Origin of the sequence: Streptomyces xanthii (genome assembly GCF_014621695.1) — a bacterium.
Classification (GTDB): Bacteria; Actinomycetota; Actinomycetes; order Streptomycetales; family Streptomycetaceae; genus Streptomyces; species Streptomyces xanthii.
On the sequence record NZ_CP061281.1, the window covers coordinates 3,505,967 to 3,523,998 of the forward strand.

At 72.6% G+C, this 18,032-nt stretch carries 21 protein-coding genes; 13 read left to right on the forward strand and 8 right to left on the reverse strand.

What is annotated here, in order from left to right; all coding sequences use genetic code 11:
• Window positions 1-17: 17 nt before the first annotated feature.
• The 3 genes from IAG42_RS15825 to IAG42_RS15835 all read left to right on the forward strand — a co-directional run bounded on the left by IAG42_RS15825 (window position 18) and on the right by IAG42_RS15835 (window position 3,894).
• Window positions 18-722, forward strand: a complete 705-nt coding sequence (locus IAG42_RS15825) for a copper homeostasis protein CutC (protein WP_188337638.1) — start codon at window positions 18-20, stop codon at window positions 720-722.
• A 551-nt stretch (window positions 723-1,273) separates the two neighbouring features.
• The gene (locus tag IAG42_RS15830; RefSeq protein WP_188341416.1) at window positions 1,274-3,247 is read left to right on the forward strand and encodes a HelD family protein; all 1,974 of its coding nucleotides are present in this window, start codon (window positions 1,274-1,276) and stop codon (window positions 3,245-3,247) included.
• An 8-nt stretch (window positions 3,248-3,255) separates the two neighbouring features.
• Entirely contained in the window at window positions 3,256-3,894 is a 639-nt protein-coding gene (locus tag IAG42_RS15835) for a LysE family translocator (RefSeq protein WP_223206407.1), read from the forward strand.
• A 486-nt stretch (window positions 3,895-4,380) separates the two neighbouring features.
• On the opposite strand, the gene IAG42_RS15840 is transcribed toward IAG42_RS15835, so the two are convergent.
• On the reverse strand, window positions 4,381-5,808 hold the full coding sequence (locus IAG42_RS15840; RefSeq protein WP_188341418.1) for an MFS transporter: 1,428 nt from the start codon (window positions 5,806-5,808) through the stop codon (window positions 4,381-4,383).
• Between the two features lie 122 nt (window positions 5,809-5,930).
• Here IAG42_RS15840 and IAG42_RS15845 point away from each other — a divergent pair, with 122 nt between their 5' ends.
• On the forward strand, window positions 5,931-6,587 hold the full coding sequence (locus IAG42_RS15845) for an HD domain-containing protein (protein WP_188337639.1): 657 nt from the start codon (window positions 5,931-5,933) through the stop codon (window positions 6,585-6,587).
• A gap of 50 nt (window positions 6,588-6,637) precedes the next feature.
• A complete protein-coding gene (locus IAG42_RS15850; RefSeq protein WP_188337640.1) occupies window positions 6,638-7,141 on the forward strand; it encodes a GNAT family N-acetyltransferase in 504 nt (167 codons plus the stop codon).
• 32 nt (window positions 7,142-7,173) lie between these two features.
• Here the strand turns inward: IAG42_RS15850 and IAG42_RS15855 are convergent, their stop codons facing one another.
• Together IAG42_RS15855 and IAG42_RS15860 are read right to left on the reverse strand one after the other, a co-directional pair.
• Complete coding sequence (locus IAG42_RS15855) at window positions 7,174-7,440, reverse strand: DUF4031 domain-containing protein (RefSeq protein WP_188337641.1); 267 nt, start codon at window positions 7,438-7,440, stop codon at window positions 7,174-7,176.
• Entirely contained in the window at window positions 7,437-7,820 is a 384-nt protein-coding gene (locus tag IAG42_RS15860) for a hypothetical protein (protein ID WP_188337642.1), read from the reverse strand. Before IAG42_RS15860 ends, IAG42_RS15855 begins: the two co-directional genes overlap by 4 nt.
• Window positions 7,821-7,888: 68 nt before the next feature.
• Between IAG42_RS15860 and IAG42_RS15865 the strand changes: the two genes are divergently transcribed.
• From IAG42_RS15865 to IAG42_RS15885, 5 genes are all read left to right on the forward strand, one after another.
• Entirely contained in the window at window positions 7,889-8,809 is a 921-nt protein-coding gene (locus IAG42_RS15865; protein ID WP_188337643.1) for a MurR/RpiR family transcriptional regulator, read from the forward strand.
• A 254-nt stretch (window positions 8,810-9,063) separates the two neighbouring features.
• Window positions 9,064-10,005 carry an N-acetylmuramic acid 6-phosphate etherase gene (gene murQ / locus IAG42_RS15870; protein WP_188337644.1) on the forward strand — a complete coding sequence of 314 codons (942 nt, stop codon included), beginning with the start codon at window positions 9,064-9,066 and terminating at the stop codon, window positions 10,003-10,005.
• A 43-nt stretch (window positions 10,006-10,048) separates the two neighbouring features.
• The gene (locus tag IAG42_RS15875) at window positions 10,049-11,566 is read left to right on the forward strand and encodes a PTS transporter subunit EIIC (RefSeq protein ID WP_188337645.1); all 1,518 of its coding nucleotides are present in this window, start codon (window positions 10,049-10,051) and stop codon (window positions 11,564-11,566) included.
• A gap of 65 nt (window positions 11,567-11,631) precedes the next feature.
• Entirely contained in the window at window positions 11,632-11,913 is a 282-nt protein-coding gene (locus IAG42_RS15880; protein ID WP_188337646.1) for a type II toxin-antitoxin system Phd/YefM family antitoxin, read from the forward strand.
• Window positions 11,910-12,188: a type II toxin-antitoxin system RelE family toxin gene (locus IAG42_RS15885; RefSeq protein WP_188337647.1), complete on the forward strand. Its 279-nt coding sequence runs from the start codon at window positions 11,910-11,912 to the stop codon at window positions 12,186-12,188. Before IAG42_RS15880 ends, IAG42_RS15885 begins: the two co-directional genes overlap by 4 nt.
• A 76-nt stretch (window positions 12,189-12,264) precedes the next feature.
• Here the strand turns inward: IAG42_RS15885 and IAG42_RS15890 are convergent, their stop codons facing one another.
• Window positions 12,265-12,630: a TraR/DksA family transcriptional regulator gene (locus tag IAG42_RS15890; protein WP_188337648.1), complete on the reverse strand. Its 366-nt coding sequence runs from the start codon at window positions 12,628-12,630 to the stop codon at window positions 12,265-12,267.
• Between the two features lie 6 nt (window positions 12,631-12,636).
• Complete coding sequence (locus IAG42_RS15895; protein WP_188341419.1) at window positions 12,637-12,954, reverse strand: TraR/DksA family transcriptional regulator; 318 nt, start codon at window positions 12,952-12,954, stop codon at window positions 12,637-12,639.
• Window positions 12,955-13,198: 244 nt separating this feature from the next.
• Between IAG42_RS15895 and IAG42_RS15900 the strand changes: the two genes are divergently transcribed.
• Entirely contained in the window at window positions 13,199-14,167 is a 969-nt protein-coding gene (locus tag IAG42_RS15900) for a sensor histidine kinase (RefSeq protein ID WP_188337649.1), read from the forward strand.
• Window positions 14,164-14,856 carry a response regulator gene (locus IAG42_RS15905; protein ID WP_223206023.1) on the forward strand — a complete coding sequence of 231 codons (693 nt, stop codon included), beginning with the start codon at window positions 14,164-14,166 and terminating at the stop codon, window positions 14,854-14,856. Before IAG42_RS15900 ends, IAG42_RS15905 begins: the two co-directional genes overlap by 4 nt.
• 3 nt (window positions 14,857-14,859) lie before the next feature.
• Here the strand turns inward: IAG42_RS15905 and IAG42_RS15910 are convergent, their stop codons facing one another.
• Complete coding sequence (locus IAG42_RS15910; RefSeq protein ID WP_188337650.1) at window positions 14,860-15,087, reverse strand: hypothetical protein; 228 nt, start codon at window positions 15,085-15,087, stop codon at window positions 14,860-14,862.
• A gap of 82 nt (window positions 15,088-15,169) precedes the next feature.
• On the opposite strand from IAG42_RS15910, the gene IAG42_RS15915 reads away from it, so the two are divergent.
• Window positions 15,170-15,463, forward strand: coding sequence for a hypothetical protein (locus tag IAG42_RS15915; RefSeq protein WP_188337651.1), 294 nt, complete (start codon window positions 15,170-15,172; stop codon window positions 15,461-15,463).
• A 314-nt stretch (window positions 15,464-15,777) separates the two neighbouring features.
• Here IAG42_RS15915 and groL read toward each other — a convergent pair whose 3' ends face one another.
• Both groL and IAG42_RS15925 read right to left on the reverse strand, forming a co-directional pair.
• Entirely contained in the window at window positions 15,778-17,400 is a 1,623-nt protein-coding gene (gene groL / locus IAG42_RS15920; protein ID WP_188337652.1) for a chaperonin GroEL, read from the reverse strand.
• 356 nt (window positions 17,401-17,756) lie between these two features.
• Window positions 17,757-17,963 (reverse strand): cold-shock protein, encoded by a 207-nt coding sequence (locus IAG42_RS15925; RefSeq protein WP_005486335.1) that lies wholly within the window; start codon window positions 17,961-17,963, stop codon window positions 17,757-17,759.
• Window positions 17,964-18,032: the final 69 nt, after the last annotated feature.

Sequence of the window (18,032 nt, forward strand, 5' to 3'; positions counted from 1 at the left end):
TGTCGGGAGCCGGCCACATGAGCAAGCGTGCAGTCCTGGAGGTGATCGCCCTCGACGCGCGGGACGCGGTCGCGGCGCAGGCCGGGGGTGCGGACCGGCTGGAACTGGTCACCGACATGGCGGCGGACGGCCTCACGCCGTCGGTGGAGACCTTCCGCTCCATCCGCGCCTCCGTCGACATCCCGCTGCGCGTGATGCTGCGCCTCGCGGACGGTTTCGCGGCGGGGGACGTCTCCGAACTCGTCCGCGTGGCGGAGGCGCTGCGCTCGGCCGGGGCGGACGAGTTCGTGCTCGGGTTCCTGGACGCGCGCGGGGAGCCGGACCTGGCCGCCGTCGAACAGGTCGTACGGGTCCTGGACGGATGCCCGTGGACGTTCCACCGGGCCATCGACCGGGCCGCGGACCGGTCGGCGCTGCGGCGGGCCGTCGCGGGGCTGCCCGGGCTCGACACGTTCCTCACGGCGGGTTCGGCCGAGGGGGTCGACGCGGGGTACGACGTGCTCGTGGCGGAGGCGGGGCGCACGGCCTCCGGCGAGCCCGGGTACGAGCCGCTGATCCTGGTCGGCGGCGGGCTCCGCCTGGAGCATGTCCCGGGTCTCCTCGACGCCGGGATCTCCGGTTTCCACATCGGCGGCGCGGCGAGGCCCTCCGGGTGGACCGGGCCCGTCTCCCCTCGGTCCGTCGAAGAGTGGCGCTCAGCCCTGGACGGCCGGACGCCGTAACTCCGACCGTTTCGTCGCCGGGTGCCGCCCGGCGGGGGCTGGTCGCGCCCCGCGACGGAGTCGCTGATCGGGCACGGCCCCGCGCCCCTGGAATGCACGCCCTTCGGGCGGCATTCCCCCGATGAAGGCTGCGCGCAGCGCATGCCTTCAGGGGCGCGGGGAACTGCGCGACCAGCCACGACGGCGGGAAAGCCGAGGTCAAGCCCCGGAAGGCGCGCACCTGGCGACGGCGGGTCGGGGCATTCGAGCCCCTCCGGCGATTGAGGAGCGGGGGCCGGGGCGGAGCCCCTGGGAGGGGGCACTCGGGGCCGCACCTGAGGCGCCGGACGAGTCAGGCCCCGGCAAAAACGGTTAGACCCAGCGGGCGCGTTGCCGTAAGGTGCCGCGTCTGCCCGCCTCCGCGCACAACCCGGAGCGCCGCCGACCGGACGGTAACCGGTCGGCTCCGTGATCACCCGTACCCGGAGCCGGAGGCCCTGCCCGTGACCCCGCACAACCCCCTGGACCGCGAGCGCAGCCACCTGCTCGCCTCCCGTGCCGCCCTGCGCGCCATGCGCGAGGACGCCCAGGCGCTCGACATCCGTGACGTCACCGCGAACTGGGTCAACGCGGCGGTCCTCCAGCGCCAGATCGACGACCGCATCAAGGCCCTGGCCGACCTCGCCGACACCCCCCTCTTCTTCGGCCGGCTCGACTACCTCCACGCCCCGGGCGCCGAGCAGGCGGAGGGCGCGGAGGGCGAGCAGTTCTACATCGGCCGCCGGCACGTCCACGACGCGGACGGCGACCCGATGGTCATCGACTGGCGCGCCCCCGTCTCCCAGCCGTTCTACCGGGCCTCCAAGAAGGACCCGATGGACGTGGCGCTGCGCCGCCGGTTCGGTTACACGGGCGGCGACCTCACCGCGTACGAGGACGAGCACCTGTCCGACCCCGCGGAGTCGGCCCGTACGAGCAAGCTGCTCCAGCAGGAGATCGAGCGCCCGCGCGTCGGCCCGATGCGCGACATCGTGGCGACGATCCAGCCGGAGCAGGACGAGATCGTCCGCAGCGGCCTGGCCGGTTCGGTGTGCGTGCAGGGCGGCCCCGGCACCGGCAAGACCGCCGTGGGCCTGCACCGTGTCGCGTACCTCCTCTACGCGCACCGCGAGCGCCTGGCCCGCACGGGCACCCTGGTCATCGGCCCGAACCGTTCCTTCCTGCACTACATCGAGCAGGTCCTGCCCGCGCTGGGCGAGCTGGAGGTGCACCAGGCGACGGTCGACGACCTGGTCACCGCGCGCGGCGTCGAGATCCGCGGCACCGACGAGGCGACCGCGGCGATCGTGAAGGGCGACGCGCGGATGGCCGAGGTGCTGCGCCGCGCGCTGCGCGCGCACATCACGCCGCCCACGGAGGGCGCGGTCGTGGTGCGGGGCTCGCGCCGCTGGCGCGTGGCGCAGTACGAACTGGAAGAGATCGTGCGGGAGTTGGCCTCCCGTGACATGCGGTACGGAGCGGCCCGCGAGGCCCTCCCGCAGCGCATCGCGCACGCCGTCCTGGTCCAGATGGAGCGGGCCGGCGAGTCCCCGGACGACCGGGTGCAGAACGCGGTCGCACGCAACGCCGCCGTGAAGGCCGTCGTCAAGGACGTCTGGCCCGCGGTCGACCCGGCGAAGCTCGTGCTGCGGCTGCTGTCCGACGCGGAGTTCCTGGCGGAGCACGCGGCGGGACTGCTCGACGAGGACGAGCAGAAGGCCGTGCTGTGGGTGAAGCCGGCGCGGAGCGTGAAGGCGGCGAAGTGGTCCCCGGCGGACGCGGTGCTCATCGACGAGGCCGCGGATCTGATCGAGCGCACGCACTCGCTCGGCCACGTCGTCCTCGACGAGGCGCAGGACCTGTCGCCGATGCAGTACCGGGCGGTGGGGCGGCGCGCGACGACGGGTTCGGTGACGGTGCTCGGGGACCTGGCGCAGGGCACGACGCCCTGGGCGACGGCGAGTTGGCCGGAGGCGCTGGCCCACCTGGGCAAGCCGGACGCGGTGGTCGAGGAGCTGACGGCCGGTTTCCGTGTCCCCACCGACGTCATCACCTACGCCTCCCGGCTCCTCCCGCACATCGCTCCGGGGCTCACCCCGGTGGCGTCGGTGCGGGAGAACCCGGGTTCGTTCGCGGTGCGCGAGGCGTCCGGCGTCGACGACGTGGTCGCCGCCTGCCGCCGCGCCCTGCGTCACGAGGGCTCGATCGGCCTCATCGCGGCGGACCCCCGCTGCGCGGCCCTGGCCGAGGCGCTCACCGCGGCGGGCCTCCCGTACCTCTCCCCCGGCGAGGAGACCACGGCTGACGCCCGCCTCACCCTCGTCCCCGCCTCCCTGGCGAAGGGCCTCGAGTACGACTACGTGGTCCTGGACGACCCGGCGGCGATCGTCGACGCGGAACCGGACGAACGCACCGGCCTGCGCCGCCTCTACGTCGCCCTGACCCGAGCCGTCTCCGGCCTCCAGGTCCTCCACACGGCGCCGCTCCCGGAACAGCTGGAAGACTGAGGCGCGTGATCATCTCCTCGTCGGCGGCCGCCGGAATCGCTCTGGTCGAACTCGGCATGGCGCTCACGCCGGGGCCGAACATGATGTACCTGGTGTCCCGGAGCATCGGCCAGGGCCGCACGGCCGGCCTCGTCTCGCTGGTCGGCACGGCGGTGGGTTTCGTCGTCTACATGGTGCTGGCCAACGTGGGGCTCGCGGTCGTCTTCGTCGCCGTCCCCTGGCTGTACATCGGCTTCAAGGCGGCGGGCGCGGCCTATCTCGCCTATCTGGCCTGGCAGACGCTCAGGCCCGGCGGCCACGGGCTGTTCGAGCAGCGGGAGCTGCCGCGGGACTCGTACGGGAAGCTGATGCGGACGGGGCTCATCACCAATCTGCTGAACCCGAAGGTCGCCATCCTGTACCTCGCGCTGATCCCCCAGTTCATCGAGCCCTCCCGGGGCCACACCACGGCCCAGGGGTTCGCGCTCGGGCTCGTGCAGATCGCGGTCGGCGTCACGGTGAACGCCCTGATCATCCTCGCGGCGGGGTCGGTCGCCGCCCTCCTCAAGCGCCGCCCGTCCTGGTCGAAGTGGCAACGCCGCGTCACGGGAACCCTCTTGGCAACGGTCTCACTGGCGCTGGCCCGAGAGGTCCCGGCCCGCGCCTGATCCAGGGGTACGCGGAACCATGCGCCCGTCGACGATTCCGCCCCCTGCACCGCCGACACCCCCAGGGGCTCCGCCCCGACCCCCGCTCCTCAATCGCCGGAGGGGCTCTATTTCGACTCTCCCGCCGCGGGGGCTGGTCGCGCAGTTCCCCGCGCCCCTGGAGATGCGCACTTCGTGCGCGATCTCCATCGGGGCGGTGCCCCATCGGGGAAATGCGGCGCGCAGCGCCATGCATTTCAGGGGCGCGGGGCTGTGACATCAGCGGCTGCGCCGCGGGGCGCGACCAGCCCCCACCGGACCCGCACCCGGCGACGACATCGCAACCCGCAACGGCGGCACCCCCTCGGGGCTCCGCCCCGGACCCCGCTCCTCAAGCGCCGGAGGGGCTTGATCTACCCGACCCGCCGCCGTCGGGCGCTCCCAACGGCGCGAGGCCCAGGGCAGGTTCTGCCCTGGGCCTCGCGCCGTCGATGGAACCGGCCGCGCTCAAACGCCGGCCTTCTCCGCCGCCACCGGAACCCCCGCGGCAGCGCCCGGCTCCCCCCGCATCACCAGCAGGGTCACCAGGCCCGCGAGCCCGGCGATGACCCCCGCTCCGACGAACGCCGCGCTGAACCCGTCCGTGAGCGCCGGAAGGTCACCCAGCCGGCCCGCGCCCTGCGACGTGGCGAGTGCGGTCAGCGCGGCGAGACCCAGCGCCGAACCCACCTGGTACGTCGTGTTGACGATGCCGGACGCGAGCCCGGCCTGCTCCTGCGGGGCGCCGGACATGGCCGCCATCATCGCGGGGATGTACGCGAGGGACATGCCGAGCGCCGCGACCAGCGAGGCCGGCAGCACGTCCACCAGGAACGACCCCGTCGGCCCGACCGCCGACAGCCAGAACAGCCCGGCGGCCAGCACGAGCAGCCCGCCCCCGATCAACGGCTTGGCCCCGAACCGTCCGAGCAGCCGCGCCGTCACCGCCGTCATGAACACCATCAGCAGCCCGGTCATGGGCAGCAGCGCCGCGCCGGACGCGAACGCCCCGTAGCCGAGCACCTGCTGGAGGTAGAGGTTGAGGAAGTACCACATCGGGATCCAGGCCGCGCCGAGCAGCGCCATCGCCAGGTTCGAGGACCCGAGGCGCGGGATCCGCCACACGCTCAGCGGCATCAGCGGCGCCTTCACGACCCGCTGGACGACGAAGAACAGCCCCAGCAGCACGGCCGCGCCGACGAGTTGGAGCACCGTGCCGGTGGAGCCCCAGCCGGCCTCGGGCGCCCGGACGACCGCGTAGACGGCCAGCGCGAGACCCGCCGTGACGAACACGGCCCCGAGCACGTCCACCGCGCCGCGGCGCGGAGCGACCGCCGGCAGCAGACCGGTCGCGGCGAGGGTCGCGAGGCCGATCGGCACGTAGATGACGAAGACCCAGGGCCAGCTCAGCCACTCGGTGAAGACGCCGCCGAGGAAGACGCCCGCGGTGCCGCCGGCCGGTGCCGCGGCCCCGTAGAGGGCCATGGCCTTGCCGAGTTCCTTCGGGTTGTGCCCGAACAGCATCATCAGGAGCGTCATGGAGGCGGGCGCGATGAGCGCGCCGCCGACCCCCTGCACCGCGCGCCCGGCGATCTCGACCCACGCGGTCTGCGCGGCCGCGGCAACGACGGATCCGGCGATCAGGACGCTCCAGCCGGCGACGAACACCTTGCGGGCGCCGAGCAGGTCGGACAGCCGGCCGCCCAGGAGCAGCAGTCCGCCGAAGGCGATGACGTACGCGTTGAAGACCCACTGCAGGTCGCCCTGCGAGAACCCGAGGTCCTTCTGCATCTCGGGGAGCGCGACCCCGATGATCGAGGTGTCCATGATGACCATGAACTGCGCGGTGGCGAGCACGAGCAGCGCCCACCAGCGCCGTGGATTGACGCCTTCCATGACTGTTCCCTCCCAGACCTTCCCGGACCTGCCGTCCATGGATACCCCCCTGGGGTATCTGACGCCGAGGAACGTAACATACCCCCTGGGGGTAAACAAGAGCCAGGGTTTAAGGTCACCTCATGACGGACGACGAGGTGAAGCACGACCTGATCCCGCGGTGGCGACGGGCCCTCCTGGCGGCACTCGACACGGACGACTGCGTCATCGACCCGGACCGCTACGGACGCGCCCTGCTGGAGCGCTGGTCGGAGCCGCAGCGCCGGTACCACACCACCGACCACCTCAAGGCGGTCCTCGACCACATCGACGTACTGGAGGCCCACGCGGCGGACCCCGAACTCGTCCGGCTCGCCGCCTGGTTCCACGACGCCGTGTACCGCCCGGACCGCTCGGAGAACGAGGAGCGTTCGGCCGCACTCGCCGAACGGGCCCTGGCGGAAGCTGGCCTGACGCAGGCTCAGGTAGAGGAGGTGGCGCGCCTGGTCCGCCTCACCGTCACCCACGACCCCGCCGACGGCGACACCAACGGCGAGGCCCTGTGCGACGCGGACCTCGCGATCCTGGCCGCCCCGCCGGAGGCCTACGCGGCGTACACCCGGGCCGTGCGCGAGGAGTACGGCTTCGTGCCCGACGAGGCGTTCCGCGCGGGCCGCGCCGCCGTGCTGCGCCAGCTCCTGGACCTGCCCCGGCTGTTCCGCACCCCGCACGGCAAGGCGGCCTGGGAGGCGCCGGCCCGCGAGAACCTCGGTACCGAACTGGCGCTGCTCACCCCCTGAGCGCCCACAAATCGCTTGCCCGCCCGCGCCGCCCCACGCATGCTCACCGCATGGAACCGCACCGCATCAACTCCCGCCGGCTCACCCTGCACGAGATCTCCCGCGAGGCCGCGACCGACCTCAACTCCGGTGACGGCGACGGAGGTTTCCGCTGGCTGGGCGGCGGGCCCGGCGACGGCACCCGCGGCGGCTCGGGCATCACGGTGCGCGCCTGGGAGCAGGGCACGTACGTGCGGGGCTGGGGCACGTACGTGATGGTGCGCGCCTCCGACCAGTGCGCGATCGGCGGCATCGGCTTCCACAGCGCGCCCGACGACGGCCTTGTGGAGATCGGCTATGACCTGGTCGCCGACGCCCGCGGGCAGGGCTACGCGACCGAGGCGGTCGAGGTACTGACCTTCTGGGCGCTCGGCCACGGCGGCATGCGCACGGTCGTCGCCCACACGGATCCGGACAACACGGCGTCCCAACGGGTCCTGGAGCGCGCCGGGTTCACCCGCACCGAGTCCGCCCCGGACCGCGAAGAGTTCCGCTTCGTCCGGCATCGCGCCTGAAGAACGGCCCAGGGCCTGGGGCGGCACACGCCCTAGGCCGGGCGGCCCTTCGGGCGGCGCAGGCCCGCGTCCGTGAGCCGGCGCACCAGCTCCTTCGAGCCGATCTCGACGGCGCCCGCGCGCACCGCGTCCTCGTACCGGTGCGACGGGATGTCGTAGTGGTCGCGCTCGAAGGCCCGCGGCGGAGCCCCGATCCCCTCGGCGAACCGGTGCAGTTCGTCGTACGACACGTCACTGACCAGGTGCGACCACATCCGGCCGTGGCCCGGCCAGTTCGGCGGATCTATGTAGACCGTCATCCGCCGGCCACCGTGCCGAGCGCCCCGAGGCGGGCCACGACGACCCCGGCCTCCGCGCACACCCAGTGCGGGTCCTCGCCGAGCTCCGGCTCGATGTCGAGCGCGTGCGGGCCCTCGCTGCCCGAGCCGGGACCGCAGACCATGCACAGCGGCCAGCGCCCGTACCGCTCCAGCAGCCCGTCCTTCACGTCCTGCGCGACCAGACCCGAGACGTAGGCGACACCCTCCGGCCACTGCTCGACCCACCAGCGGCGCGAGGTGATCGCGTCCTCGACCAGCGAGACCACGTCGGCGTCGGCGACGCCGATCGCCTTGAGGTCGGCGAGCACGAGCGCGCGGGCCGCGTGCAGGGCCTGCTCCAAGGGGCTGATGGTGTCCATGCCCTCAATTGTGCGCCCGGGCCGAAGGGCCCTTGACCGCGAAGCGTTCCGAAAATATCTTTCAAAACGTGAGCAATGACGTGAAGGAAAGTTTCGCCAACGACGCGCCGCCGGCGCCCGCGGCCCTCGCGGCCAAGGTGCGCACCCTGGCGCCGTCGATGACCCGGTCCATGCAGCGGGTCGCCGAGGCCGTCGCCGGAGACCCGGCCGGCTGCGCGGCCCTCACCGTCACCGGCCTCGCCGAGCTCACCGGCACGAGCGAGGCGACGGTCGTCCGCACCGCCCGCCTCCTCGGCTACCCGGGCTACCGCGACCTGCGCCTCGCCCTCGCCGGACTCGCCGCCCAGCAGCAGTCCGGCCGGGCCCCCGCCGTCACCGCCGACATCGCCGTCGACGACCCGATCGCCGACGTCGTCGCCAAGCTCGCCTACGACGAGCAGCAGACCCTCGCCGACACCGCCGCCGGACTCGACACCGGGCAGCTCGGCGCCGCCGTGCACGCGCTGGCCGGCGCCCGCCGTGTCGACGTGTACGGGGTCGGCGCCTCCGGCCTCGTCGCCCAGGACCTCGCCCAGAAGCTGCTGCGCATCGGGCACATCGCCCACGCGCACAGCGATCCGCACCTCGCGATCACCAACGCGGTGACGCTCCGCTCGGGCGACGTGGCCGTGTCCATCACGCACTCCGGCGCGACCGGTGACGTCATCGAGCCGCTGCGGGTCGCCTTCGAGCACGGGGCGACGACCATCGCCATCACCGGGCGCCCCGACGGGCCCGTCTCGCAGTACGCCGACCACGTCCTGACGACCTCCATAGCGCGCGAGAGCGAGCTGCGGCCCGCCGCGATGTCCTCCCGGACCAGCCAGTTGCTCGTCGTGGACTGCCTGTTCGTGGGCGTCGCGCAGCGCACGTACGAGACGGCCGCGCCGGCTCTGTCGGCGTCCTACGAGGCGCTGGCCCATCGGCATGCGCCGCGAGGCCGGTCATGAGAGCCCGGGCCCACCGGTCTCGTTCTCGGGTGCGGCCCGGTGGGGGCCGGTCGCGCAGTTCCCCGCGCCCCTGAAATGCAGGCGCTTCGCGCCGCATTTCCCCGATGCGGTACCGCCCCTGCGGAGATCGCGCACGAAGTGCGCATCTCCAGGGGCGCGGGGAACTGCGCGAGAAGCCCCACCGGGCCGCACCCGGCGACGAATCCGCACCAGGCAGACGCAACCCGCCCCTCACAGAAAGCCCCGGCCACCCGATGACCACGCCGTACCAGGACCTCCGCGCCCAGCTCGACACCCTCACCACCGAGGCCTTCCGGCCGGAACTCGCCGAGATCGACCAGCTCCCCACCCAGAAGATCGCCGAGCTGATGAACGCGGAGGACGCCTCCGTCCCCCAGGCGGTCGCGGACCGGCTCCCCCAGATCTCCGCCGCGATCGACGGCATCGCCGCCCGCATGGCGAAGGGCGGCCGCCTGGTCTACGCCGGCGCCGGCACCGCGGGCCGCCTCGGCGTCCTGGACGCCTCCGAGTGCCCGCCCACCTTCAACACCTGGGACGGGCAGGTCGTCGGCCTGATCGCGGGCGGCCCCGCCGCGATGGTGACGGCCGTCGAGGGCGCCGAGGACTCCAAGGAACTGGCCGCCGCCGACCTGGACGCCCTTGACCTCACCGAGCACGACGTGGTCGTCGGCATCTCCGCCTCGGGCCGCACCCCGTACGCGATCGGCGCCGTCGAGCACGCCCGCACCCGCTACGGCGCCCTCACCATCGGCCTGTCCTGCAACGCGGGCAGCGCGCTCGCCGCCGCCGCGGACCACGGCATCGAGGTCGTCGTCGGCCCCGAGCTGCTCACCGGTTCGACCCGGCTGAAGTCGGGCACGGCGCAGAAGCTCGTCCTCAACATGCTGTCGACGATCACGATGATCCGGCTCGGCAAGACGTACGGGAACCTCATGGTCGACGTCCGCGCGTCGAACGAGAAGCTGCGGGCCCGCTCCCGCCGCATCGTCTCCCTGGCCACCGGCGCCGAGGACTCCGTCATCGAGGCCGCGCTCGCCGCGACCGACGGCGAGGTCAAGAACGCGATCCTCGTCGTGCTCGGCGAGGTCGACGGTCCGACCGCCGCCCGCCTCCTCACCGAGTCGGACGGACACCTGCGCGGCGCCCTCGCGGCCGCCGCCGGCACCACCGCGTAACACCCGCACGGAACCACCCCCCGCACAGCAAGGCAGCACCACCATGGCCGAGAACAAGAACCGCGACGTGGCGTCCGCGATCCTGCCGCTCGTCGGCGGCGCCGCGAACGTCACCTCCGTGGCCCACTGCATGACCCGGCTCCGGCTGGGTCTCGCGGACCGCTCCCTGGTCCGGGACGAGGAACTGAGGGCCCTGCCCGACGTGATGGGCGTGGTCGAGGACGACACGTACCAGATCGTCCTCGGGCCGGGGAAGGTCGCCCGGGTCACCCCCGAGTTCGAGGAACTGGTCGAGGAGGGCCGCGCCGCGGCCCCCGCGGCCGGGGCGCACCCGGTGACGGCCGACGAACTCGCCGCACAGGGCGCCGAGTTGAAGGCGGCCCGCAAGGAGAAGAACGCGACGCCGTTCAAGCTCTTCCTGCGCCGGATCGCCAACATCTTCGTGCCCCTGATCCCGGCCCTCATCGGCTGCGGCATCATCGCCGGTCTCAACGGCCTGCTGATCAACCTGGAGTGGCTGCCCGGCATCACCCCGGCGCTCGCCGCGATCGCCTCCGGATTCATGGCCCTGATCGCGGTGTTCGTCGGCTACAACACGGCGAAGGAGTTCGGCGGCACCCCGATCCTCGGCGGCGCCGTCGCCGCGATCATCGTCTTCCCGGGCGTCGCGAACATCGAGGCGTTCGGGCAGAAGCTGAGCCCCGGCCAGGGCGGCGTCCTCGGCGCGCTCGGCGCCGCCGTCCTCGCCGTGTACGTCGAGAAGTGGTGCCGCAAATGGGTCCCGGAGGCGGTCGACGTCCTCGTCACCCCGACCGTCACGGTCCTGGTCTCCGGCCTGGTCACGATCTTCGGCCTGATGTACGTCGCCGGTGAGGTCTCCACCGGCATCGGCACCGCGGCCAACTGGCTCCTGGACAACACCGGCGCGTTCGCGGGCCTGGTCCTCGGCGGCCTGTTCCTGCCCCTGGTCATGCTCGGCCTGCACCAGGCCCTCATCCCCATCCACACCACCCTCATCGAGCAGCAGGGCTACACGGTCCTGCTCCCGATCCTCGCCATGGCGGGCGCCGGCCAGGTCGGCTGCGCCATCGCCGTCTTCAAGCGCCTGAAGAGGAACAAGTCGATCCGTACGACCATCAAGTCGGCGCTCCCCGCGGGCTTCCTGGGCGTCGGCGAGCCCCTCATCTACGGCGTCTCGCTCCCCCTCGGCCGTCCGTTCGTCACCGCGTGCGTGGGCGGCGCGGCGGGCGGTGCCTTCGTCGGCCTGTTCTCGATGCTCGGCGACAAGGTCGGCTCGACCGCCATCGGCCCGTCCGGCTGGGCCCTCTTCCCCCTCCTCGACGGCAACAAGGGCCTCGGCACGACCGCCGCGATCTACGGCGGCGGACTCCTGGTCGGCTACGTCGTCGGCTTCCTGGCCACGTACTTCTTCGGCTTCAGCAAGCAGATGCTGATCGACCTGAACGCGGACGTCGACGCGGGAGAGTCCGCGGCGGCCCGGGCCGAGGAGGGCCCGTCGGCCCCGCACACCGACCCGACGAAGGAACCGGCCCAGGTCTGACCCGGCCGTGCAGCCAGTGCAGTCAGGTGTACACGTTCATGCGTACACCTGACTACACTGGCTTCATGAGCGAGGACGTCACCATCCGCGACGCACGGGCCAACCTGGCCGAGGTCGTCGACCGGGCCGAGGCCGGCGAGGTCACGGTGCTGACCCGCAAGGGGAAGCGGGTCGCCGCACTCGTCCCCATAGAGGTGCTCGACACGCTCGACGACGCGGCGGACGAACTCGCCGCACGGGAGGCCGAACGGCATCGGGACGACCCCACGGTGAGCATGGCCGAACTGCTGGCCGACCTCTTCGAGGGCGACGGAACCGAAGCCGGTTCCCGGGACGACGTCGCGTGAAATACGCCTTCCGGTTCACCACACACGCGCAGCGCCGGCTCCGCACGATCGACCGCCAGCAGGCCATGCGCATTCTCACGGCACTGACCGCCCTGGGCGACGACCCGTACCGGGAGGACGCCGACACCAAGAAGCTGACCGGGCACGACGGCCTGTTCCGCCTCCGCGTCGGCAGTTTCCGGATCGTCTACGAGATCCACGACAACGTGCTGACCATCCTCGTCGTCCACGTCGGCAACCGCGGAGACGTCTACCGGAGCCTGCCCAAGTCGTAGCCGGAGATCGCCGGCCGTCCAGTGGGTGCGGGCCGAGCGGAGGAGCCGCGCGACGTCCGCGACGGCGGCGCGCCCCTCACCGCCGGCCGTCCCGGCGCCGCAGGCAGCCCGCGCAGTCGCGGGCCTGCGGGACGACGGTCAGCCACTGCCGGTCCATCGGGCGGCCGCAGCGCCGGCAGATCCCGTACGTGCCGTCGTCCATGCGGCGCAGGGCCGCCTCGACGTCGGCGAGGACCATCCGCGCGGACGCCGCGAGCCGTACGCCGACCTCCAGCTGCCCGGCGTCCTCGCGCCGCCGGCCCTCGGCGCGCGAGGACACGGGTTCGGCGAGCCGCGCCAGCTGCTCGCGGCGGAACAGCAGCTGCTCGTGCAGGTTCTCGCGCAGCGCCGCCAGGTCGGCGGCCGAGAGAGGCGACGCGCCCGCGCGGTGCCCGGTCGTCACGGCGCCTCAGACCGCCCGGGGCCGGCAGCCCACGCAGTGCCGCGTGTACGGCAGGATCTCCAGCCGCTCCGCGGGCACCGGCCGGGCACAGCCCTGACAGATCCCGTACGTGCCGTCATCGACCCGCCCGAAGGCGGCCTCGATCTCGCCGAGCACCTCCCGCATCGCGGTCCGCTGCGCCACCAGCAGATGGTCCTCGGCGCTCTGGCCCCGCGCGTCCAGGGCGTCCAGCTGCGTGAGCCGGGACGCGCGCGCGTGCTCCAGGCGCCGGCGCGCCTCGTCCGGGTGGGCCGCGGCCCGGCCCCGGCCGCCGTCGAGCGACATCGTCATCCCCGATTCCTGACAGGTCCGGTCCGCACCGGTGGGCGTGCGCCCCCCGAGGGCGCACACCCTCGATCCTGGCGCGCCGAACCGTTTTCCCCCATGGGTCGCAGCACCCATTTCGGCGGGGTACCGGAGCCCATTTCGCGCCGCGGGGCCTCTCGGCCCGGGGCCCGGTGATCCCGTACGTACGCGGAGGAGGCATCCTCGGGAGCGGATGACGGAACACGAGGGGAGGGGCGGGACGGTGTCCTTGTTCTGGCGGATCTTCGCCCTGAACGCGGTGGTGCTCGGCGCGGCCACCGCGCTGCTGCTGTGGGCACCGGTCACCGTGTCGGTGCCGGTGCTGCTGACCGAGGCGGTCATCCTGGTCGGCGGCCTCGCCGTCATGCTGGTCGCCAACGCCGCGCTGCTGCGCCTGGGCCTCGCCCCGCTGGACCGGCTGACCCGGCTGATGACGACCGTGGACCTGCTGCGCCCCGGCCAGCGGCTGCCCGCCGCCGGGCGCGGGGAGGTCGCCGACCTGATCCGTACGTTCAACGCGATGCTGGAGCGCCTGGAGCAGGAGCGGGCCGCGAGCAGCGCCCGCGTGCTGCTCGCGCAGGAGGCCGAACGGCGGCGCATCGCCCAGGAGCTGCACGACGAGGTGGGCCAGAGCATGACGGCGATCCTGCTCCTCCTCGGCCGGGTCGCGGGGGACGCGCCGCAGCCGCTGCGCGCCGAGCTGCACGAGACGCAGGAGATCACCCGGGGCACCCTGGACGAGGTACGGCGCCTGGTGCGCCGGCTGCGGCCGGGCGTCCTCGACGACCTGGGCCTGGTCAGTGCCCTGACCTCGCTCACCCAGGACTTCGCCACGCATGTCGGGCTGCGCGTCACGCGCGCCTTCGACACCGACCTGCCGGCCCTCCCGCCCGAGACGGAACTCGTCCTCTACCGCGTCGCCCAGGAGTCGCTGACCAACGCGGCCCGGCACGCGGACGCCGAACACGTCACCGTGGCCCTGCGCCGCACCGGCGACGGCGTCACCCTCACCGTCACCGACGACGGCCGCGGCATGCGGGCCGCGCACGAGGGCGCCGGGGTGCGCGGGATGCGCGAACGGGCCCTGCTGGTCGGCGGCCGCCTCGACATCACCCCGTCCCCCGGCGACGGCCCGGGCACCCGCGTCCTGCTGACGGCGCCCGCGGCGGCGCCCCCGGTGAGAAAGCCATGACCATGCCCTCCCCCGCTTCCGAACGCCTGCTGCCCCGCCCGGCCCGCATCCTGCTGGCCGACGACCACGCCCTGGTGCGGCGCGGCGTCCGGCTGATCCTCGATCTGGAGCCCGATCTGGAGGTGGTCGCCGAGGCCGGCGACGGGGGCGCGGCCGTCGAACTGGCCCGCGACCCCGCGCTCGCCCTGGACCTGGCGATCCTCGACATCGCGATGCCCCGCCTCACCGGCCTCCAGGCGGCCCGCGAACTGCCCGCGCTCCGGCCGGGCCTGCGCATGCTGATGCTGACCATGCACGACAACGAGCAGTACCTGTTCCAGGCGCTGAAGGCCGGGGCGGGCGGCTACGTGCTGAAGTCCGTCGCGGACCGGGACCTGGTCGCCGCGTGCCGGGCGGTGATGCGCGACGAGCCGTTCCTCTACCCCGGCGCGGTCACGTCCCTGATCCGCAACTACCTCGACCGGGCCCGCGCCGGCGAGGAGACCCACGACCGGCTCCTCACGCCCCGCGAGGAGGAGGTCCTCAAGCTGGTGGCGGAGGGCCACTCGTCGAAGGAGATCGCCGAACTGCTCTACATCAGCGTGAAGACGGTCCAGCGCCACCGGGCGAACCTGCTCCAGAAACTCGGCATGCGCGACCGCCTGGAACTCACCCGCTACGCGATCCGCGCGGGCCTGGTCGAACCCTGACCCCTAGTAGTACACGCCCGGCAGATACACGTCCGGCTTGGCGAACCCGGGCCCCGGCTCCACGATCCCGGCGGCCGCGGCCTGCTCGTTCGACATGATCACGGTGTCGTCCACGGGAGGCACGGGCCCGGCGGCACTCGCCACCCCGGCCGCCCCCAGCACCCCGACGACCCCCACCACCGAACCCACCACACCCCGCACGGCCCTGCCCACCCACTCATTCATCGTCATGCCCCGCTCAACGAGGGGGTGGGGCGGGAGGTCACGGATCGCCCCGGCTGCGAGAGCGGCCGCGCGGGCGCATCCTGGCCACATGGCTGAGAGCACGTTTTCGAAGATCGCGTGGACCGAGTTCCGTCCCGACCAGCGGCGCCTGGCCGCCGGAGCCGCACTGACCGGCCTCGGCATGCTCACCGCCGCGGCGGGGATCGGCGTACTCGTCTACGAACTGGCCCGCGCGGGCCGCACCTGGACCGGCGCCTGGGAGGTCCCGCCCACCGAGATGGCCTCCCGCGCCTTCCACCACGCCCAGGCGGCAGCCCAGAGCGCCGCCCAGGCCGGCAAAACCACCTGGCAGACCTACCAGGAAACCAACAGCACCCCGTAACACCCCCACTGCCTCCGTAGCGGGGCGCGAGCGGCCAGCCCCTGGGGCGCACGGAGTGTGCCCTTCAGGGGCGCGGGGCCGTACCCGATCTGCGACTCCGTCGCGGGGCGCGACCGGCCAGCCCCTGGGGCGCACGGAGTGCGCCTTCAGGGGCGCGGGGAACTGCGCGACCAGCCACGACGGTGGCGCACCCGGCGACGAAGCCGCATGAGCCAGACGCGCCCCCGCCCCCGGTCCGGAAACGCCCGTGGGCGGTACCCCCCGAAGGGGGCACCGCCCACAGGTTCAGACTGACCTGAGCCCAGAAGACCGGCTCAGAAGTCCATGTCACCGCCCGGCATGCCACCCGGAGCAGCCGCGGCGGCCTTCTCCGGCTTGTCGGCGATGACGGCCTCGGTGGTGAGGAAGAGCGCGGCGATGGAGGCGGCGTTCTGCAGGGCAGAGCGGGTCACCTTCGCCGGGTCGAGGATGCCCTCGGCGATCATGTCGACGTACTCGCCCGTGGCGGCGTTCAGACCGTGGCCGACGGCCAGGTTGCGCACCTTCTCCACGACGACGCCACCCTCGAGACCACCGTTGACGGCGATCTGCTTGAGCGGGGCCTCGAGCGCGAGCTTCACGGCGTTGGCGCCGGTCGCCTCGTCACCCTCGAGCTCGAGCTTCTCGAAGACCGCGGAGGCCTGCAGCAGGGCCACGCCACCACCGGCGACGATGCCCTCTTCGACGGCCGCCTTCGCGTTGCGAACGGCGTCCTCGATGCGGTGCTTGCGCTCCTTGAGCTCGACCTCGGTGGCCGCGCCCGCCTTGATGACGGCCACGCCGCCGGCGAGCTTGGCGAGGCGCTCCTGGAGCTTCTCGCGGTCGTAGTCCGAGTCGCTGTTCTCGATCTCGGCACGGATCTGGTTGACGCGGCCCTGGACCTGGTCGCTGTCACCGGCGCCGTCGACGATCGTCGTCTCGTCCTTGGTGATGACGACCTTGCGGGCGCGGCCGAGCAGGTCGAGACCGGCGTTCTCCAGCTTGAGGCCGACCTCCTCGGAGATGACGGTGCCGCCCGTGAGGATGGCGATGTCACCGAGCATGGCCTTGCGGCGGTCGCCGAAGCCCGGGGCCTTGACGGCGACGGACTTGAAGGTGCCACGGATCTTGTTGACGACCAGCGTGGACAGGGCCTCGCCCTCGACGTCCTCGGCGATGATCAGCAGCGGCTTGCCCGACTGCATGACCTTCTCCAGGAGCGGAAGGAGGTCCTTCACGTTGGAGATCTTGGAGTTGACGATCAGGATGTACGGGTCGTCGAGCGACGCCTCCATACGCTCCATGTCGGTGGCGAAGTACGCCGAGATGTAGCCCTTGTCGAAGCGCATACCCTCGGTGAGCTCGAGCTCCAGACCGAAGGTCTGCGACTCCTCGACGGTGATGACGCCTTCCTTGCCGACCTTGTCCATGGCCTCGGCGATGAGCTCGCCGATCTGGGTGTCGGCGGCGGAGATGGAGGCCGTCGAAGCGATCTGCTCCTTGGTCTCGACATCCTTCGCCTGCTCCAGGAGGGCGGCGGAGACGGCCTCGACGGCCTTCTCGATGCCACGCTTCAGGGCCATCGGGTTGGCACCGGCGGCCACGTTGCGCAGGCCCTCGCGGACCAGCGCCTGGGCGAGGACGGTCGCGGTCGTCGTGCCGTCACCGGCGACGTCGTCCGTCTTCTTCGCGACCTCCTTGACCAGCTCGGCGCCGATCTTCTCGTACGGGTCCTCGAGCTCGATCTCCTTGGCGATGGACACACCATCGTTGGTGATCGTGGGGGCGCCCCACTTCTTCTCGAGGACGACGTTGCGACCCTTGGGGCCCAGGGTCACCTTGACGGCGTCGGCGAGCTGGTTCATGCCGCGCTCGAGGCCGCGCCGTGCCTCCTCGTCGAACGCGATGATCTTGGCCATGTGAAGTGGTCCTCCCGGACGGGGTGGAAACGCAAACGGATCGTGGCTGGTGCCCGCGACGGACGGCCTGCGCGCCTTGTGGTTCCTTGCCCCACCCGGCCCGCGGGCCTCACCGACCCGATCCAAGTTCTGTCACTCTCACTCGGAGAGTGCTAAGCCCAATGATTAGCACTCGACCCATGCGAGTGCAAGCGGCTACCACAGATCCGCGGCGCCGCGCGCCACCCCGCCACCGGCCCCGGAGCCCCGGACCGCGGACCCGGGACCCGGACCCCGGGCAGCACGAAGGGCCCGCGCCCCCGATCGGGGACACGGACCCTCGTGTCGTACGAAGCTTGCAGTCAGACGCGCGCGCTTCAGCCGGCGGCAAGCCGAACCATGTCGGCCTGCGGCCCCTTCTGGCCCTGCGAGATCTCGAACTCGACCCGCTGACCCTCTTCCAGGGTGCGGTAGCCGTCCATCTGAATCGCGCTGTAGTGGACGAATACATCCGCACCACCGTCGACCGCGATGAAGCCGTACCCCTTCTCCGCGTTGAACCACTTGACGGTGCCCTGAGCCATGCCTAACTCCCCTATTACTGGCCCTTGCACAGGACCGCACTTCGCGGACCCGGGTCAGACCTCACCCCC

Bases quoted from the DNA above. Each gene is read 5' to 3' on its own strand.
- IAG42_RS15825 (WP_188337638.1), top strand. From the start codon at position 18: ATGAGCAAGCGTGCAGTCCTGGAGGTGATCGCCCTCGACGCGCGGGAC.
- IAG42_RS15830 (WP_188341416.1), top strand. From the start codon at position 1,274: ATGCGCGAGGACGCCCAGGCGCTCGACATCCGTGACGTCACCGCGAAC.
- IAG42_RS15840 (WP_188341418.1), bottom strand. From the start codon at position 5,808: ATGGAAGGCGTCAATCCACGGCGCTGGTGGGCGCTGCTCGTGCTCGCC.
- IAG42_RS15845 (WP_188337639.1), top strand. From the start codon at position 5,931: ATGACGGACGACGAGGTGAAGCACGACCTGATCCCGCGGTGGCGACGG.
- IAG42_RS15850 (WP_188337640.1), top strand. From the start codon at position 6,638: ATGGAACCGCACCGCATCAACTCCCGCCGGCTCACCCTGCACGAGATC.
- IAG42_RS15855 (WP_188337641.1), bottom strand. From the start codon at position 7,440: ATGACGGTCTACATAGATCCGCCGAACTGGCCGGGCCACGGCCGGATG.
- IAG42_RS15860 (WP_188337642.1), bottom strand. From the start codon at position 7,820: ATGGACACCATCAGCCCCTTGGAGCAGGCCCTGCACGCGGCCCGCGCG.
- murQ (WP_188337644.1), top strand. From the start codon at position 9,064: ATGACCACGCCGTACCAGGACCTCCGCGCCCAGCTCGACACCCTCACC.
- IAG42_RS15875 (WP_188337645.1), top strand. From the start codon at position 10,049: ATGGCCGAGAACAAGAACCGCGACGTGGCGTCCGCGATCCTGCCGCTC.
- IAG42_RS15880 (WP_188337646.1), top strand. From the start codon at position 11,632: ATGAGCGAGGACGTCACCATCCGCGACGCACGGGCCAACCTGGCCGAG.
- IAG42_RS15895 (WP_188341419.1), bottom strand. From the start codon at position 12,954: ATGTCGCTCGACGGCGGCCGGGGCCGGGCCGCGGCCCACCCGGACGAG.
- IAG42_RS15905 (WP_223206023.1), top strand. From the start codon at position 14,164: ATGACCATGCCCTCCCCCGCTTCCGAACGCCTGCTGCCCCGCCCGGCC.
- IAG42_RS15910 (WP_188337650.1), bottom strand. From the start codon at position 15,087: ATGACGATGAATGAGTGGGTGGGCAGGGCCGTGCGGGGTGTGGTGGGT.
- IAG42_RS15915 (WP_188337651.1), top strand. From the start codon at position 15,170: ATGGCTGAGAGCACGTTTTCGAAGATCGCGTGGACCGAGTTCCGTCCC.
- groL (WP_188337652.1), bottom strand. From the start codon at position 17,400: ATGGCCAAGATCATCGCGTTCGACGAGGAGGCACGGCGCGGCCTCGAG.
- IAG42_RS15925 (WP_005486335.1), bottom strand. From the start codon at position 17,963: ATGGCTCAGGGCACCGTCAAGTGGTTCAACGCGGAGAAGGGGTACGGC.